The sequence below is a fragment of the Bradyrhizobium frederickii genome (assembly GCF_004570865.1).
Classification (GTDB): domain Bacteria; phylum Pseudomonadota; class Alphaproteobacteria; order Rhizobiales; family Xanthobacteraceae; genus Bradyrhizobium; species Bradyrhizobium frederickii.
Genome location: NZ_SPQS01000020.1, coordinates 102,009 through 119,276, shown reverse-complemented (window position 1 = coordinate 119,276; position 17,268 = coordinate 102,009). Strand labels below are relative to the sequence as shown.

18 protein-coding genes are annotated in these 17,268 nt (G+C 64.1%); 7 read left to right on the top strand and 11 right to left on the bottom strand.

The window, feature by feature from the left end:
• Position 1 precedes the first annotated feature (1 nt).
• The 8 genes from E4K64_RS29445 to E4K64_RS29415 form a co-directional block, all read right to left on the bottom strand.
• Positions 2-1,471 carry a TadA family conjugal transfer-associated ATPase gene (locus tag E4K64_RS29445; protein WP_135166606.1) on the bottom strand — a complete coding sequence of 490 codons (1,470 nt, stop codon included), beginning with the start codon at positions 1,469-1,471 and terminating at the stop codon, positions 2-4.
• Between the two features lie 21 nt (positions 1,472-1,492).
• Complete coding sequence (locus E4K64_RS29440) at positions 1,493-2,761, bottom strand: CpaE/TadZ family protein (RefSeq protein WP_135166605.1); 1,269 nt, start codon at positions 2,759-2,761, stop codon at positions 1,493-1,495.
• Positions 2,758-3,492 carry a CpaD family pilus assembly protein gene (locus E4K64_RS29435; protein WP_135166604.1) on the bottom strand — a complete coding sequence of 245 codons (735 nt, stop codon included), beginning with the start codon at positions 3,490-3,492 and terminating at the stop codon, positions 2,758-2,760. The genes E4K64_RS29440 and E4K64_RS29435 overlap by 4 nt, the downstream gene beginning before the upstream one ends.
• Before the next feature lie 20 nt (positions 3,493-3,512).
• Positions 3,513-4,988 (bottom strand): type II and III secretion system protein family protein, encoded by a 1,476-nt coding sequence (locus E4K64_RS29430; RefSeq protein ID WP_167772326.1) that lies wholly within the window; start codon positions 4,986-4,988, stop codon positions 3,513-3,515.
• A gap of 11 nt (positions 4,989-4,999) precedes the next feature.
• On the bottom strand, positions 5,000-5,800 hold the full coding sequence (cpaB, locus tag E4K64_RS29425) for a Flp pilus assembly protein CpaB (RefSeq protein ID WP_164718866.1): 801 nt from the start codon (positions 5,798-5,800) through the stop codon (positions 5,000-5,002).
• Between the two features lie 128 nt (positions 5,801-5,928).
• Positions 5,929-6,453: an A24 family peptidase gene (locus E4K64_RS29420; RefSeq protein WP_135166600.1), complete on the bottom strand. Its 525-nt coding sequence runs from the start codon at positions 6,451-6,453 to the stop codon at positions 5,929-5,931.
• A 124-nt stretch (positions 6,454-6,577) separates the two neighbouring features.
• Positions 6,578-6,718 carry a hypothetical protein gene (locus E4K64_RS40610; RefSeq protein ID WP_164718848.1) on the bottom strand — a complete coding sequence of 47 codons (141 nt, stop codon included), beginning with the start codon at positions 6,716-6,718 and terminating at the stop codon, positions 6,578-6,580.
• A gap of 76 nt (positions 6,719-6,794) precedes the next feature.
• Positions 6,795-6,959 (bottom strand): Flp family type IVb pilin, encoded by a 165-nt coding sequence (locus tag E4K64_RS29415; RefSeq protein WP_126259730.1) that lies wholly within the window; start codon positions 6,957-6,959, stop codon positions 6,795-6,797.
• Between the two features lie 266 nt (positions 6,960-7,225).
• Here E4K64_RS29415 and E4K64_RS29410 point away from each other — a divergent pair, with 266 nt between their 5' ends.
• The 4 genes from E4K64_RS29410 (at position 7,226) to E4K64_RS29395 (ending at position 10,134) form a co-directional block, all read left to right on the top strand.
• On the top strand, positions 7,226-8,053 hold the full coding sequence (locus E4K64_RS29410; protein WP_126259731.1) for a sterol desaturase family protein: 828 nt from the start codon (positions 7,226-7,228) through the stop codon (positions 8,051-8,053).
• A 156-nt stretch (positions 8,054-8,209) separates the two neighbouring features.
• Positions 8,210-8,707, top strand: coding sequence for a pilus assembly protein N-terminal domain-containing protein (locus E4K64_RS29405; protein WP_135166598.1), 498 nt, complete (start codon positions 8,210-8,212; stop codon positions 8,705-8,707).
• A gap of 207 nt (positions 8,708-8,914) precedes the next feature.
• Positions 8,915-9,496 (top strand): TadE/TadG family type IV pilus assembly protein, encoded by a 582-nt coding sequence (locus tag E4K64_RS29400; protein WP_135166596.1) that lies wholly within the window; start codon positions 8,915-8,917, stop codon positions 9,494-9,496.
• Between the two features lie 23 nt (positions 9,497-9,519).
• Positions 9,520-10,134 carry a TadE/TadG family type IV pilus assembly protein gene (locus tag E4K64_RS29395; protein ID WP_135166595.1) on the top strand — a complete coding sequence of 205 codons (615 nt, stop codon included), beginning with the start codon at positions 9,520-9,522 and terminating at the stop codon, positions 10,132-10,134.
• Between the two features lie 91 nt (positions 10,135-10,225).
• Here E4K64_RS29395 and E4K64_RS29390 read toward each other — a convergent pair whose 3' ends face one another.
• From E4K64_RS29390 to E4K64_RS29380, 3 genes are all read right to left on the bottom strand, one after another.
• Positions 10,226-10,438: a cold-shock protein gene (locus E4K64_RS29390; protein ID WP_028138527.1), complete on the bottom strand. Its 213-nt coding sequence runs from the start codon at positions 10,436-10,438 to the stop codon at positions 10,226-10,228.
• A gap of 265 nt (positions 10,439-10,703) precedes the next feature.
• On the bottom strand, positions 10,704-10,991 hold the full coding sequence (gene infA, locus E4K64_RS29385) for a translation initiation factor IF-1 (protein ID WP_024340539.1): 288 nt from the start codon (positions 10,989-10,991) through the stop codon (positions 10,704-10,706).
• A gap of 26 nt (positions 10,992-11,017) precedes the next feature.
• Positions 11,018-12,604: a DEAD/DEAH box helicase gene (locus tag E4K64_RS29380; RefSeq protein ID WP_135166594.1), complete on the bottom strand. Its 1,587-nt coding sequence runs from the start codon at positions 12,602-12,604 to the stop codon at positions 11,018-11,020.
• Positions 12,605-13,084: 480 nt separating this feature from the next.
• On the opposite strand from E4K64_RS29380, the gene urtA reads away from it, so the two are divergent.
• From urtA to urtC, 3 genes are all read left to right on the top strand, one after another.
• A complete protein-coding gene (urtA, locus tag E4K64_RS29375) occupies positions 13,085-14,407 on the top strand; it encodes an urea ABC transporter substrate-binding protein (RefSeq protein ID WP_135166593.1) in 1,323 nt (440 codons plus the stop codon).
• Positions 14,408-14,491: 84 nt separating this feature from the next.
• Complete coding sequence (gene urtB / locus E4K64_RS29370; RefSeq protein WP_135166592.1) at positions 14,492-16,099, top strand: urea ABC transporter permease subunit UrtB; 1,608 nt, start codon at positions 14,492-14,494, stop codon at positions 16,097-16,099.
• Positions 16,096-17,265, top strand: a complete 1,170-nt coding sequence (gene urtC, locus E4K64_RS29365) for an urea ABC transporter permease subunit UrtC (protein ID WP_135166591.1) — start codon at positions 16,096-16,098, stop codon at positions 17,263-17,265. Before urtB ends, urtC begins: the two co-directional genes overlap by 4 nt.
• Positions 17,266-17,268: the final 3 nt, after the last annotated feature.

Sequence of the window (17,268 nt, the reverse complement as noted above, 5' to 3'; positions counted from 1 at the left end):
CTCACGTCGTCGGCGCCACTTCCGCGGCGTCGAGCGCGGCGGCAAGGCGCTTCTCCTCGCCGTAATAGCGGGCGCGTTCCCAGAACTTCGGACGGCCGATACCGGTCGAGCGGTGCCGGCCGATGATCTTGCCGTTAGCGTCCTCGCCGATCATGTCGTAGAGGAAGATGTCCTGGGTGATGATGGTGTCGCCCTCCATGCCCATCACCTCGGTGATGTGGGTGATGCGGCGCGAGCCGTCGCGCAGTCGCGCGGCCTGGACGATGACGTCGATCGAGGCGCAGATCATCTCGCGGATCGTTCGCGAGGGCAGGGAAAAGCCGCCCATCGTGATCATGGATTCGCAGCGCGACAGCGCTTCGCGCGGGTTGTTGGCATGCAGCGTGCCCATCGACCCGTCATGGCCGGTGTTCATGGCCTGGAGCAGGTCGAACGCCTCGGGTCCGCGGACTTCGCCGACGATGATGCGTTCGGGCCGCATACGCAGGCAGTTGCGCACCAACTCGCGCATGGTGACCTGGCCCTCCCCCTCGATGTTGGGCGGACGGGTCTCCAGCCGCACCACATGGGGCTGCTGGAGCTGGAGCTCGGCAGCGTCCTCGCAGGTGATGACGCGCTCGTCGTGCTCGATGTAATTGGTCAGACAGTTGAGCAGCGTCGTCTTGCCCGAGCCTGTACCGCCGGAGATCAGCACGTTGCAGCGGACGCGACCGATGATCTGGAGGATCTCGGCGCCTTCCGGCGAGATCGCGCCGAACTTGACGAGCTGATCCAGCGTCAGCTTGTCCTTCTTGAACTTGCGGATGGTGAGCGTCGGGCCGTCGATCGACAGCGGCGGCACGATGGCGTTGACGCGGGAGCCGTCGGCGAGGCGCGCGTCGCAGATCGGCGAGGATTCGTCGACGCGCCGGCCGACCTGGCTGACGATGCGCTGGCAGATGTTGAGGAGCTGCTGGTTGTCGCGAAAGCGGATACCGGTGCGCTGGATCTTGCCGGCGACCTCGATGTAGACGGTGTTGGCGCCGTTGACCATGATGTCGGCGATATCGTCGCGAGACAGCAGCGGCTCGAGCGGACCGTAGCCGAGAACGTCGTTGCAGATGTCGTCGAGCAGCTCCTCCTGCTCGGCGATCGACATCACGATGTTCTTGATCGCGATGATCTCGTTGACGATGTCGCGGATTTCCTCGCGGGCGGATTCCGAATCTAGCTTGGCCAGCTGGGCGAGGTCGATCGCCTCGATCAGCGCGCCGAAGATGGTCGCCTTGACCTCGTAGTAATTGTCCGAACGCCGGCTCTCCATGGCCGGGGGCGGCGGGGCCTTGGCGGGAGCAAGCGGCGGCGAGACAACGGCCGGCGGAGGCGGGGCGCGCGACACCGTCGGCGCCGGAGCCTGGGCAGGCTCGAGCGACACGGCGCCGGGCTTGGGCGCCCGAAGGTCGGTGTCTGTTCCGCTACGCTTACCGAACACTTAACAACTCCATGCGGCGGCTTATTTTCCCCGCAACTTGTCAATCAGGGGTGAAAACAGGGACGACTTTTGTTTCTTGGTTTCGGAGCGGCCGGTCAGGCGCTGGGCGATCTGAAGGAACATCTCGATCGACTTGTGGTTGGCGGAGATCTCCGCGATCATCTGGCCGTTGTTGGCCGCCGAGCCGAAGATCTGCGGCTCGAACGGGATCGAGACGATCGGCTGGCTCTCGATCGCCTTGGCGAACTCCGCGGCGGCGATTTCGGGCCGTTTCGGCACGCCGACCTGATTCAGGCAGTAGAGCGGCGGCCGATCGTTGGGGCGCGCGGCCTTCAACAGATCGAACAAATTCTTGGTATTGCGCAGATTGGCGAGGTCAGGGGCGGCCACGATCAAGATATCGTCCGCTCCGATCAAGGCGCGCTTGGTCCAGCCCGACCATTGGTGCGGAATGTCGAGCACGATGCACGGCATGGTGGAGCGCAGCGTGTCGAACACGGAATCGAAGGCGTCGGTGCCGAAATCATAGACCCGGTCGAGCGTCGCCGGCGCCGCCAGCAGGCTGAGATGGTCGGTACATTTCGACAGCAGGCGGTCGATGAAGGCGGTGTCGACGCGATCGGGCGAGAACACGGCGTCGGCAATGCCCTGCGGCGGATCCTGGTTGTAGTCGAGCCCGGCAGTACCGAAGGCCAGGTCGAGATCGGCGACGACGGCGTCCATTGCGAGGTCGCGCGCGATCGCCCAGGCGACGTTGTGCGAGATGGTGGAAGCCCCGACGCCCCCCTTGGCGCCGACCACGGCGATGATGCGGCCGACCGCCTTGGCTTCCGGCGCCGAGAACAGGTTGCAGATCGAGCGTACGACGTCGATCGCGCCGACCGGCGCGAGCACATAGTCGCTGACGCCGCGGCGCACCAGCTCGCGGTAGAGCGTGACGTCGTTGATGCGGCCGATCACGACTACGCGGGTGCCGGCGTCGCAGACGGTGGCGAGCTGGTCGAGCCCGCCCAGGAGGTCGTTGCGGCCGTCGCTCTCGAGCACGATCACGTTCGGCGTGGGAGCCGAGCGGTAGGCTTCGATCGCGGCCGCCATGCCGCCCATCTGGATCTTCAGATGGGCCTTGCCGAGGCGGCGGTCCTCGCCGGCCGACTGGACCGCGGCAGCGGTCTCGACGGTCTCGCAGAAGGCCTGGACCGAGACGCGCGGCGCCGGCGCAATATGCTCCTCGACCGGTGGAGGGGGCGCTTCCGGCTGCTCTTCGTGTGTCTGGCGAGCGTAGCTGATCATTTGCCGGTGTCGCTGAGTTTGGCCTTGTCGGCTTCGGGATAGGTGGTCGCGCTCGTGAGTCCCTTGCGGTACTTCTCGAGACCGGTGATGCGCCGGGGGGTGTAGGACGGCGTTTCAGGCCGCGGCTGCTCGAGGTCCGACGGATTGTCGACCATCGCCGCGAGGTTGCGCTGATAGGCGCAACCGTAATTGTAGTAGTCCTTGTTCTCGAACCAGCTCTTGTTCTTCATCGAAGGGCCGATGTCGTCCGGCCACAGGCCGCAGGGACCTGCGATCGCTGCGATCTTGGAATAGGTGAGACGGATCGGCGGCAGGAAGCGCTTGTCCTCGGGCTGGTAGGGGCGAACGTTGACGGCCCGCGGCGGAACGCCTGCCGCCGCCAGCATCGCCTGGATTTCGCGCATCGTGTCCGCGACCGGACGCGCATTGGGCGTGCCGGACGGTGCGTCGATGCGGATGGCGCCCGTGCCTTCGTGCAGCCATGCCGATGCGACGCCCATCACGTCGGCGCGCTGGGAAGCGGTCAATCCGCCACGGGCATGGCCGACGAAGACGACGATCGAGCGATTCTGCTCCTCGATCGCGATCGGGTGGCGCTGCTTGTAGTCGTCGGGAATCGAGGCAGTAACCACTTCGTCGTGTTGGCAGCCGCCGAGCGCGAGCGCCATTGCGACCAGCGCGCCACCGAGACGGATGGCGCGCTTGCGAAGCTGGGGTGGTCTTGTGATCATCGTGAAGTCCCCGTTCCGCCTCAGTCGGTAATGAAGCCGTAGGTGCCGCGGTAGTTCTTGGCCGGTTCGGTCCGGCCGGGCACGCCATAGATGCGGTTGATGCTGCCGAGCAGCTGGACCTGTGGATCCGCAGGCGGCGTGAAGCCGTCATCCGGCCGCGACAGGTCCTTTGGCGCCACCGCGCGAACGACATAGGGCGTCACGATCACGACCAGCTCGGTCGCGTTGTTGACGAAGTCCCGGCTGCGGAACAGCGTGCCGAGGATCGGGAGCTGCATGATCCCCGGCAGTCCGCTGATCGCCTGCTTGGTCTGCTGCTGGATCAGGCCGGCCATCGCCATCGCGCCGCCGGAGGGAATTTCCAGCGAGGTCTCCGCGCGGCGGGTCCTGATCGAGGGCACCGTCAGCGAGTTCACCGAGGTCGAGGTCACGGCCTGCGACAGCGTGATCGCGTTTTCGTTCGAGAGCTCCGAGACCTCGGTCATCACGCGCAGGCTGATCTTGCCTTCGCTCAGCACCACAGGGGTGAAGTTGAGCGAGATACCGAACTTCTTGAAGCTGATCTGGGTGGTGCAGACGTGGGTGGTGGGGTCGCACGCATAGCCAGCCGGGACCGGGAATTCGCCGCCGGCGATGAACGTTGCCGATTCACCGGAGATTGCGGTCAGGTTCGGTTCGGCCAGCGTGCGGATCACGCCCGCGTTTTCCATCGCGCGCAGGGTGGCCTGCACCGACGACGAGCCGCCGAACTTCGTCGTCAAATTGTTGCCGTCCACGAGGTTCTTGCCGAGCGCCGTGAACGGATTGGAGTTGCTGAAGCTCACCACCGACGTGCCGTAATTGAGGCTGGCGGTCAGGTCGATGCCGAGCTGCTTGACGATGGTGCGCTGGACCTCCGCCACCGTCACCTTGAGCATGACCTGGTCGCGGCCGCGCACCACGATCGAGTTCACCACCTTGTCGGCGCCGCCGGCCAGGCGCGCGGCGAGCTCGTTGGCCTGCTGCGCTTCCATCGGATTGGCCGCCGTGCCGGTCAGGACAATGCCGTCGCCGAGTCCGTCGATCTGAATGTCCGAATTGGGCAGAACCTGCTTCAGCGCGGCCCGCACGCCGTTGAGGTCGCGCTTGACCGCGATGTCATAGGCCGCAATCTGCTGACCGGCGGAATCGAAGAACACGATATTGGTCTGGCCGACCGTGGCACCGATGATATAGGCGCGCTGCGCCGAGCGGACCACAGCGTTGGCGATCTTGGGATCGGCCACCAGCACGTCCTTGATGTCGCGCGGCAGGTCGATCACGACGGATTTGCCGACGCCGAGCGAGAGGAAGCGCGCGTTCATCTGGCCATCCGCCGCGGCCGTCGCCCCGGGACGGTAATCGGCGGCGACCACGGGGGTCAGCACCGGGTTGAGCGCCAGCGCCAGAGCGGCCGAAAACGACAGGGCGCGAACCACCGAGGTTCGCATCGTCGCCAAATCCACCCTGCGTTTCATATCGACTGTCTTCATCGTGCTTTCGCCGTCTGACTTGGAATGCCGTAGCGAATGATCGAAACGCCGTCCCGCTTCTGCGCGGAATCATCGAGCGTGATTTCGCTCATCTTGACGTCGACGATGCTGCGCAGCGCCAGCGACAGCGTGCCGCTCTGGCGGGCTGCGGAGAGCGTCGCGGTCTGCGCGGGATTGAGCTCGAGGGTGACGGTCTTGCCGATCACCGCGTTCTGGCCGTCCTTTTCCTTTGGCGCCTGGTCGATGGCGAGGACCCGGATATTGGCCAGGATGATCTCGGAGGTGATGATGTCGGGCGCGCCGTTGTTCTGGTCCGGATTCTTCAGCCGGCGGGTCAGCAGGACGTCGACGCGATCGTTGGGCAGGATGAAGCCGCCTGCGCCGGTCTCCGGCGAGATCTCGGTCGAGATCGCCCGCATGCCGGTGGGCAGGATTGCAGCCATGAAGCCGGAGCCTTCGGCCTTGACCAGCTTCTGGTCGCGGATCGGCTCACCTTGAATGAAAGGGGCGCGCGCGATCGAACCGGTGACCTGGGTCGCGCCCTCGGGACGTTCGTTGCGGCGGATGAAGGTGGCGCTGGCGGTCGCGGCCGGCCAGGTCTGCCATTGCACGTCTTCCGGCTTCACGGTCTGGCCGAGGCCGATGTCGTTCTTGGCAACGAGGACGTCGACGGTGGGAAGCTGTGCGACCGGAGCCGCGGGAGGCGGCGCAGATTGGTCCGAGCCGCTCGCCAGGTACGCGGCGACGCCGCCGGCGCTGATGGCGACCGCCAGGACGACAATGCGTGCCCTATTCATACGCTTCACTTTCCAACAAGACGCCGCGACGCTGCCGCCGCCGTAATCGGCAGTTGACCAGCTATTCGTCAAAGCATGGTTAATGAGGCGTATCTAAATCGCCTTAACGCCGGGTTTACCCGGTGCGTTCAGCGCAGCGCGAGGTGAGCGAGGTCGATCGCCTTCACCCATTCGGTCTCCGGGTAGACCATCAGCGCGCTCAGCGCGAGCGCGATGCCGTAGGGGATGCCGCTCTCCTTGGCGTGCAGCCGTGCAAGCCAGGCCTGACCCGCCAGCCCGTAAGGCAGCGGCCATTGCCGGAATTGGAGCAGGAGCAGCGTCAGCGCGCCGCCGAACAGCGAGGCGTAGAGCAGGAAGTTCATCAGCTGTGCGAACCCGAACCAGAGCGCGACGGAGGCCGCGACCTTGGCATCGCCGCCGCCGACCCAGCCCATCGCAAAGCAGGTGAAGGCCACGACGAGCAGAAGCGCGCCGGCGCCGACATGGCTCAGCATCTCGTAAGGTGCCATGCCACCGGCGAGGGCGAGCGCGAAGAAGCCTGCGACCAGCGCCAGCGACACGCGATTCGAGATCGTCATCGTGAACAGATCGCTCGCGGCGGCGAACGCCATCAGGGCAGGGAAGAGCATAAGGCGCGCAAGGTCGAGGATCATGGCGTGCGTCTTGAGGCCTGGATTTGCCGCGGAAGCTGGCGTCGCCGAATTCTAGCCGGCAGTGCTAAACAAACCGACAACGGCCGCGAGGGTCACGCAAGGCCGAAGCTGAGGAGCGCGTGCTTTACCAGAGGCTGGCAATGCGCGCGGCGAGTGCGACCGTCGCAAGCAGCAGCGCAAGGCAGACCCAAAAGACCGGCGAGCCGGCCTGCGCCGCAGCTGCCTCGTTCGCCGCGACCGCGGCACCGGTTCTGTACTCACGCAACGCCACTGGAACTCGCCGTCTTCAGAAAAACAAAGGCCCCGGAGATCCGGGGCTTTTGCCGTCGTTGGTCTGTTGCTTACTTCAGCCCGGTGCTGATCGAGGTGAACTTGGTGTTCAGCGTGCTGCCGAGGCTGTTGACGACGGTGATGATGGCCAGCGCGATGCCGGCGGCGATCAGACCGTATTCGATGGCGGTCGCGCCGGATTCGTCCTTCGCGAAACGCGCAATCAAGTTCTTCATGAACAAACTCCATTCGGGTGGGATCGCCTCGTTCGGCGCTGTCGTTGACCCGATGACCATGAGAGCCGAGCTCTTTCGGTAGAGTTAATCCGATCGCGTAAACCCGCGTCCGGCGCGATGCTTTCGTCCAGAGTGAATTTCGCCTTAAAGCCGCGGCTTCAATTTCAGTTCCAGATACATCGCCGGCGCGGCGGCCCGCTTCACCCTCCCTTAAATTTCACGGAGTAGGCGTAAGAGAGGACCGGAATTCGCGGAGAGAGGCGATGATGTCGAGCCTGCCCATGCAAGTCGCCCTGATGCTCGGCGAGACCATCGCGAAGTTGCTCCCCATCACCTTCGTGCTCGCGGCGGTCTTCACCGTGCTCGAGCATTTCTGGGCCTGCAACCCCGGCGCCCCGTGGTGGCGCAAGCGGGAGATCATCACCGACATCTGCTATTGGATCTTCGTTCCGGTGTTCGCCCGCACCATGCGGATCGGACTTCTGATCGTCGGCGCCGCCGCCGTCTTCAACATCCACGACGCCGACGAGCTCATCGCCTTCTATGACAACGGCCATGGGCCGCTGGCGCAGCTGCCTCTGTGGGTGCAGGCCCTTCTGTTCCTGGTGCTGTCCGACTTCATGCTGTATTGGATCCACCGGACCTTCCATGACGGCGGCTTCTGGAAGTACCACGCCATCCATCATTCCTCCGAGGAAATCGGATGGATTTCGGCGGCCCGCTTCCATCCCATCAATCTCTTGCTCGGGACGATCAGCGTCGACGTCGTGTTGCTGATGGCCGGCATTTCCCCGAACATCATGCTCTGGGTCGGTCCGTTCACCACCTTCCATTCGGCGTTCGTGCACGCCAATCTGAACTGGACCTTCGGACCGTTCAAATATCTGCTGGCAACGCCGGTGTTCCACCGCTGGCACCACACTTCGCTCGAAGAGGGCGGCAACACCAACTTCGCCGGGACGTTCCCGGTCTGGGACGTGCTGTTCGGCACTTTCCGCATGCCGGAGGGGCGGCTGCCGCAGGATTACGGCAAGGACGAAGCGGCCATACCGAAGGAGATCGGGGGCCAATTGGCCTATCCGTTCCGCCGCTAGGACGGGACCATCGGCCCTAAACATCCAGGACGTTCAAACAATCGTCGCCGAGTTTGCGGAACGTTCACAAATTAAGGGCAGGTTAGCCGGGTCGGGCACCGGCTCCGCTGTTATCTGTTCGCTTCTGCCGGTTTGTGACGTCCCGGGAGTATGAGTATGCGTAAGGAATTGCTGCGCCGTCATGCGCGGGTCTGTGTTCTGGTTGCTGCCGCACTGCTGGCATCGCCGGCTGCCGGCCTCGCCGAACCGACCGCCGACACCATCGCCGTCAACGTCGACCAGGCCAAGCTGGTGCGGCTGCCCGGCAAGGTGGCGACCATCGTGGTCGGCAATCCCCTGATCGCCGACGTCACGCTCCAGCCCGGCGGCATGATCGTCGTGACCGGCAAGGGCTACGGTGCCACCAATTTCATTGCGCTCGACCGGAACGGCGAGATTCTGGTCGACCGCCAGATCCAGGTCGAAGGCCCGAGCGACCGGCTCGTCACCGTCTATCGCGGGATCGAGCGCGAGTCCTACAGCTGCATGCCGATTTGCCAGCGTCGGGTGACGCTCGGCGACAGCGACACCTACTTCAACAACACCATGAGCCAGGCCGGCTCGCTGAGCAGCAGTGCTAGCGGCAACGCCGGCGCGGCCACCAAGTCCAACTAGCCGGATCGATTGGCGGCTTCGCGCCGGAGTGGATCGCCTGCCAGGCGACGTGCCTCCGCGCGCGCCGTCCTTGGCCGCCGCCGCCGTGCGGGTTAACGCATCCCTAACCGAGCGGTTCGCGCAGCGTGAATCACCTGCAACACTTAAACAATCAGTTTTAGCTATTGAACGAAGCAGATGATCGCCGCTGCCGGGGAATTTGACGCGATGCCATCGCTTCCGCCTACGAGATTCACGCTCCGGAAGGCGCTATGCCGGTTTCGTGGCAGCCGCCGCGGCTCCGCGGCGGTCGAGTTCGCGCTGGTCGCTCCGATCTTCTTCGGGCTGCTGTTCGCCATCATCGAGACCGCCTTGGTGTTCTTCGCAGGGCAAGTGCTCGAGACCATCACCCAGAATTCGGCGCGTGCGATTCTGACCGGTCAGGCGCAAGCGCAGGGCGGCTCGGTGGCGGCCTGTCAAACGGTGCCCAACGCGGTCACGGCGTGCGATCAGACCACGTTCAAGGCCTATGTCTGCAGCCAGATCCCGGCGCTGTTCGATTGCAGCAAGCTTTACGTCGACGTAGTCAGCACCAGCTCCTTCACGGCGCTGAGCCTCACCAATTACGGCGATTCCTGCACCTTCAATCCGGCCGGTGTGCAATACAATCCCGGCAGCTCCAGCCAGGTCGTCGTGGTGCGGCTGTTCTATCAATGGCCGCTCTTCGTCACCGGCCTCGGCTACAACATCGGCTGCAGCAATAAGCGGCTGCTGGTGGCGACCGCAGCCTTCAAGAACGAACCCTTCTGAGGCGGATGGATCTGGGCGGACCAATGCAGGCGATGGCGAACTTCTTCAACAATGCCCGCTGCTCGGCGCGTGACTTCGTCGCCGACACGCGCGCGCTCGCGGCGACCGAATTCGCGGTCATCGTCCCGCTGATGCTGGTGATGTTCTTCGGGACCGTCGAATTCTCGTCGGCGGTGGCGATCGATCGCAAAGTCACGTTGATTGCACGGACGCTGTCCGATCTGACGTCGCAGTCGACGACGCTTGCCGATGCCGACATGCAGAACACGTTCACGGCGAGCATCTCGATCGTCATGCCTTACGACGCTACTCTCGTGAAAGGCTCGATTTCCCAGATCTATATCGATGCGAACAGCATTGCCACGGTCCAGTGGAGCAAGGCCGGAACCATCGCGAGCGGCGCGACGCAAGCGACGCTGGCGACCTCGGGCCGGAAGGCTGGCGACAAGGTGACCAACGAGATTCCGTCGACGCTGCTGATTCCGTCGACCTACCTCATCCTCAGCGAGGCGAGCTACACATACACACCGTCGGTGGGCTACGTGTTGAAGTCGAGCATACCGCTGAGAGATCTGTCCTACACGCGGCCGCGCCAGGCGACTTGCGTTCTATACAACAACGTGCCGTCGTCGTGCTGATGTCCCCGAGCAGGGCCTGCAAATGAAAAGGCCGTGCGTAGAGCACGGCCTTCTTGCTTCTTGCGAGCCGATCGGGCGAAGCCCGGCGGGTTCAGCCTGCGGCGCGGAGGTTGTCTGCTGCCGACTTGCCGGAACGACGGTCGGCCACGATCTCGTAGGAGATCTTCTGACCTTCACGCAGCGTGCCGAGGCCCGCACGTTCCACAGCGCTGATGTGGACGAACACGTCCTGGCCGCCGTCGTCCGGCTGAATGAAGCCGAAGCCTTTGGTCGCGTTAAACCACTTCACGGTTCCCATGCTCACGGGGGTAGTCCCTTCTCAGATAACACAATGTGAGAGCCTGCTCGCGCAGGCCAGTTAGATCGAATTTTTGGAAGGGTCGTCAGCGTGTCTGAACCGGCTGTACCGGTGGATGCTAATGTCGTCCGGCCGAAAATCGATAAATTCATTTTATCGGAATTCCAGCGTCAAAACAATCCAGTCGCGCACGATTTTTGATCCGCCGTGATGTTCACGGCGGACCAACAGAAAGGTCGGAATTACTGCCGCGCTCGCGCGCCGGCGTCGACTAGCGACGGCGGAACTGGCCGCCGCGCTGTCCGGGACGGGGAGGTCCACCGGCCGTGCTGGGACGCTCGTCCTTGTGGCGGAAAATCAGCCGGCCCTTCTCGAGGTCATAGGGCGACATCTCGACCGTCACGCGGTCGCCCGCCAGAGTCTTGATGCGGTTCTTCTTCATCTTGCCGGCGGTATAGGCGACGATCTCGTGTCCGGCATCGAGCTGCACGCGGTAGCGGGCGTCGGGGAGGATTTCGGTGACCAGTCCTTCGAACTGGATCAGCTCTTCCTTAGCCATGTGTGGGTGTCTCCAGTCGTAGACTGTTAGTTCGAATGAGGATTGCGGTTCGGTCGGCCGTTCGGGCGACTCTCGCGACGCAGAAAGGCAACGCCTTGTATTCCATCAGGCTTGCCGGCGCTATGCGCGGGACGCTGTTCCGACCGATCGGCTGGTGAGGAGTTCATCTTACCACCGAGACCACGTCGGCGGCGAGACCCCTTGGAGGCCTTGTGGCCTTCTCCCGGCCTGCCATCAACAGGTCTGCCCTCGCTATGACGTCCTTCGCCGGGCCGTCCGTCGCCGGGCCTGCCGGCGCTGTGATGACGCCCGTCAGCGTGCCGTTCGTCGCCACGCCGTCCGTCGCCGTGCCGGGCGCCCTGCGGACGCTGGCCCGGACGGCCACCCGGTCGGCCCTGCCGTTGCTGTGCCGGGGGAGGACCGGCGTCGCGGCGGCCCGCATCGGTGCGATGGTCTTCGCGCGGCAGCGCCACGCGGATCAGCCGCTCGATGTCGCGGAGATAGCTGAGCTCCTCGCCGCCAGCCACCAGCGAGATCGCGGTGCCCTCGGCGCCGGCGCGCGCGGTGCGGCCGATGCGGTGGACGTAGGTCTCCGGCACGTTGGGCAGGTCGAAATTGATGACGTGGCTGATGCCGTCGACGTCGATGCCGCGGGCGGCGATGTCGGTGGCGACCAGGGTGCGGATCTCGCCCGAGCGGAACTGGGCCAGCGTGCGCTCGCGATGGTTCTGCGACTTGTTGCCGTGAATGGCGCTGGCAGGGATGCCGGCCTTCTCGAGCGACTTCACCACCTTGTCGGCGCCGTGCTTGGTGCGGGTGAAGACCAGTGCGCGGTTGACCGGCTCATCTTTCAGAAGCTTGGTCAGGAAGGCCGGCTTGGCGGAGAAGTCGACCTGGACGATGCGCTGGTTAATCCGCTCGGCGGTCGAGGACACCGGGGTTACCGCGACGCGGGCGGGGTCACGCAGCATGGCGTCGGCGAGCTCGGCGATGTCCTTCGGCATGGTGGCCGAGAAGAACAGCGTCTGCCGCTTGATCGGCAGCTTGGCGACGATTTTGCGGATATCGTTGATGAAGCCCATGTCGAGCATGCGGTCGGCCTCGTCGAGCACGAGGAACTCGACGCTCGAGAGCTTCAATCCGTTGCTCTGCACGAGGTCGAGCAGGCGGCCGGGGGTGGCGACCAGCACATCGACGCCTTGCATCAGGGCGCGGACCTGGCGGCCCATCGGCACGCCGCCGATGGCCAGCGTCGAGGCCAGGCGCAGGTGGCGGCCATAGGCGTTGAAGCTGTCGAGGATCTGGCCGGACAGCTCGCGGGTGGGCGACAGCACCAACACCCGGCAGGTCTTGGGCTGCGGCTTGATGCGATGCTCGAGCAGGCGGTGCAGGATCGGCAGCGCGAACGACGCGGTCTTGCCGGTGCCGGTCTGGGCGATGCCGACGACGTCGCGCCCGGTCAGCGCGATCGGGATGGTCTGGGCCTGGATGGGGGTGGGAGTGACGTAGTTCTCTTCGGCGAGAGCACGCGCGATCGGTTCGGCGAGGCCGAAATCCTGAAACGAAGTCAAAAGATGGGTTCTTTCCATGTCAAAAGCGGGCGCCCGGCGCATTCGGCGCGGCGCGCGCAAAAGGGTGTCGAGAAGACACCTGCGTGTTTAGGGTGTCGGATGGCTTGGGAGATATGGGGCAAGCCAGAGGCCCGGAGGGGCTTAAGAACACGCGGCTCGCAACGACCTCTTGATTCGAAAGAGGTCTCGGCCGCTCATATGGAACATCGAAGGGGCGCTTTCAAGGCAGGCTCGCGCGAAATGGCGATTGCAGTGCAGAAATAGTTGTGCCGGAAATTTAGCCAGAGCTGGCATTTTGCTCATAAAATAATCAGCCTGCCGCTTTGGCATACATTTGAATTGCTCAAGATTTGAGCGGTTGCTTCGTTGCGAGACTTGGTTTTCAGACAATTATTTTAGGAAAATCAATAAGTTGATTGGTGTTCAGCCCATGGCATGGTTCTTGCGAATCCGTTAATCGCAGGCGGCCGTGGGGCCGTTTCGCAGCGTTTTTCACGTCTGCGTCAGGGAGATGAGACACTCATGCTTAGCAAATCAACTCACGATATAGCGGCGTCATTTAGCCGCCGCGGCGTGCTCGCCGCGACCGCCGGACTGGTGCTCGGTCTGGCTTCATTGACTGGCGCGAAGGCCGCGGACGACACCATCAAGGTCGGCGTGCTGCACTCTCTGTCCGGCACCATGGCCATCAGCGAAACCACGCTGAAGGACACCATCCTCTTCCTGATCGACGAGCAGAACAAGAAGGGCGGCGTTCTCGGCAAGAAGCTCGAAGCCGTCGTCGTCGACCCCGCGTCGAACTGGCCGCTGTTCGCCGAGAAGGCGCGCGAGCTGATCACCAAGGACAAGGTCTCGGTCGTGTTCGGCTGCTGGACCTCGGTGTCGCGCAAGTCGGTGCTTCCGGTGTTCAAGGAGCTCAACAGCATCCTGTTCTACCCCGTGCAATACGAGGGTGAGGAGAGCGAGCGTAACGTGTTCTACACGGGGGCCGCGCCGAACCAGCAGGCGATTCCCGCCGTCGACTACCTCATGAAGGAGGAGAAGGTGAAGCGCTGGGTGCTCGCGGGCACCGACTACGTCTATCCGCGCACCACCAACAAGATCCTGGAAGCCTATCTGAAGTCGAAGGGTGTCGCCCAGGAAGACATCATGATCAACTATACGCCGTTCGGTCACTCCGACTGGCAGACGATCGTGGCCGACATCAAGAAGTTCGGCTCGGCCGGCAAGAAGACCGCGGTGGTCTCGACCATCAACGGCGACGCCAACGTTCCCTTCTACAAGGAGCTCGGCAACCAGGGCATCAAGGCCAAGGACATTCCGGTGGTGGCGTTCTCGGTCGGTGAGGAAGAGCTCGCCGGCATCGACACCAAGCCGCTGGTCGGTCATCTCGCCGCCTGGAATTACTTCCAGTCGATCAAGTCGCCGGAGAACGAGAAGTTCATCAAGGCGTGGCAGGCCTACACCAAGAATCCGAAGCGCGTGACCAACGATCCGATGGAAGCGCACGTGATCGGCTTCGACATGTGGGTCAAGGCGGTCGAGAAGGCGAAGTCGACCGATCCCGACAAGGTGATCGACGCTCTCCCAGGCATCGAAGCCAAGAACCTGACCGGCGGCACCTCCAAGATGCTCCCGAACCACCATATCACCAAGCCGGTGTTCATCGGCGAGATCAAGGGTAACGGCCAGTTCGACGTGGTCTGGAAGACGCCGAGCCTCGTCGCGGGCGATGCCTGGTCGAAGGAGCTCGACGGCTCCAAGGACCTGATCGGCGACTGGGTCGGCAAGAAGTGCGGCAACTTCAACACCAAGACCAACAAGTGCCTCGGTTCCGGCTCCTGATCCGGATCTGACACTGCATTGCACGAGCGGAGAAGGCGGCGATCCCGCCGCCTTCTCCACCCATTTCTGCCGGGGTCATTCACAGTGCCAGCCTATTTGTCCGCGCGCCTCTGCTCGCTTGCGCTCTCATTGTTACTGATCGCGTTTGCGCTGCCGGCCTTCGCCGGTCCGTTCGAGGACGGAGTCGCCAAATTCGCCAATGACGATTTCTCCGACACCGAAGAGGCGATCGGCGCAGTCGCGAGCAGCGGCAACAAGCTGGCCTTTCCCATCATCAGCGCGCTCCAGGACGGCCGGTTGATGGCCGATCCGGACAGCAAGAAGGTTTACGTCACCGGCACCGACGGCAAGTCGATCGACGCCGCGACCGGCGAGGCGGTGGCCAGCGTTCCCGATAGTGCGAGCGCGGTGCGCCTCAACAACCGTCTGCGCCGCAGCGTCGATGCCGCGCTCGGCGGCCTGACGCTGCAGTCGCCGGATGTCGGAACGCGCCTGCAGGCCGCGCAATCGGTCTTCAAGTCGCATGAGGAGACGGCGCTCGATGCGGTCGATGCCGCGCTCGCCAAGGAAAGCAACAGAGCCGTCAAGACGGCCCTCGGCGAGGCTCGCGCGGCCATCCTGCTGTTCAAGTCCGATGCGACCGAGGTCGAGAAGCTCGAGGCCGTGGCCACGCTCAAGGCACGCGGCGACCAGGAAGCGCTGGCGCTGCTCACCGGCATGGGCGACCAGCCGGCCTCGGTGACCAAGGCCGCCGCGGGCGCGATCGGCTCGATCCAGAATTCGCTCGCGGTCTGGTCCATGGTGCAAAACGCCTGGTACGGCCTCTCGCTCGGCTCGGTGTTGCTGCTCGCCGCGATCGGACTCGCCATCACGTTCGGCGTGATGGGCGTGATCAACATGGCGCATGGCGAGATGGTGATGCTCGGGGCCTACACCACTTTCGTGGTGCAGGAGGTGATCCGCACCCGCTATCCCGGCCTGTTCGACTATTCGCTGCTGATCGCCGTGCCGCTCGCCTTCCTCGTCGCCGGCGCGATCGGCGTCCTGATCGAGCGCAGCATCATCCGCTTCCTCTACGGCCGTCCGCTGGAGACGCTGCTTGCGACCTGGGGCCTCTCGCTGGTGCTGCAGCAGGCGGTGCGCACCATGTTCGGCCCGACCAACCGCGAGGTTGGCAATCCCTCCTGGATGAGCGGGGCGTTCGAGCTCGGCCAGATCACCATCACCTATAACCGGCTCTGGATCCTGCTCTTCACGCTTGCCGTGTTCGCGATCCTGCTCGCGATGCTGCGTTACACCGCGCTGGGCCTCGAGATGCGCGCGGTGACGCAGAACCGCCGCATGGCGGCCTCGATGGGCATCGCCACCTCGCGCGTCGACGCGCTGACTTTCGGTCTCGGTTCGGGCATTGCCGGTATCGCCGGGGTGGCGCTGTCGCAGATCGACAATGTCAGCCCCAACCTCGGCCAGAGCTACATCATCGACAGCTTCATGGTCGTGGTGTTCGGCGGGGTCGGCAATCTCTGGGGCACGCTGGTCGGCGCCTTCACGCTCGGCATCGCCAACAAGTTCCTGGAGCCGGTCGCCGGCGCCGTGCTCGGCAAGATCGCCATCCTGGTTCTGATCATCCTGTTCATTCAAAAGCGCCCGCGCGGCTTGTTCGCGCTCAAGGGCCGTGCGGTGGAAGCATGACCCCTCACATGCTGACGCGATCGCTCGACCGCGGCGCGACGATCTTCCTTGCCGTCGTCGCGGCCTGCGGCATCCTCATCCCGCTCTCCAATCTGCTGCTGCCCGCGGGCTCGTTCCTGCAGGTGCCGACCTATCTCGTCGCGCTCTGGGGAAAATATGTCTGCTACGCCATCCTGGCGCTCGCGATCGATCTGATCTGGGGCTATTGCGGCATTCTCTCGCTCGGCCACGGCGCGTTCTTCGCGCTCGGCGGCTATGCGATGGGCATGTACCTGATGCGGCAGATCGGCACCCGCGGCGTCTACGGCAATCCGATCCTGCCCGATTTCATGGTGTTCCTGAACTATTCGAAGCTGCCCTGGTACTGGTACGGCTTCGACATGTTCTGGTTCGCGGCGCTGATGGTGCTGGTCGTGCCGGGGCTGCTCGCCTTCTGCTTCGGCTGGCTCGCCTTCCGCTCCCGCGTCACCGGCGTGTACCTGTCGATCATCACGCAGGCGATGACCTATGCGCTGCTGCTCGCCTTCTTCCGCAACGATTTCGGCTTCGGCGGCAATAACGGCCTGACCGATTTCAAGGACATCCTCGGCTTCAACGTGCAGGCCGAAGGGACGCGCGCTGCCTTGTTTGCCTTGAGCTGCCTGGCGCTGATCGCCGGCTTCCTGATCTGCCGCGCCATCGTCTCGTCGAAGCTCGGCAAGGTGCTGATCGCGGTGCGCGATGCGGAATCGCGCACGCGCTTCCTCGGCTACCGGGTCGAATCCTACAAGCTGTTCGTGTTCACGGTGTCGGCCTGCATGGCCGGCGTCGCCGGCGCGCTCTACGTGCCGCAGGTCGGCATCATCAATCCGTCCGAGTTCGCGCCGGGCAATTCGATCGAGGCGGTGATCTGGGTCGCGGTCGGCGGCCGCGGCACGCTGGTCGGCGCTGCGCTCGGCGCCGTCGTCGTCAACTATGCCAAGACGTTCTTCACCTCGGGGGTGCTGGCGCCGTACTGGCTGTTCATGCTGGGTGCGTTGTTCATCCTGGTGACGCTGCTGCTGCCGAAGGGCATTGTCGGCACCTTCAACGCCTGGTGGGCCCAGTCGAAGGAAAAGCGCAACGCCGCGACCATGGCAAGTGCTGCGGCCGAGGACGGCGTCACCGAACCCAAGATGGCGGAGTAGCGC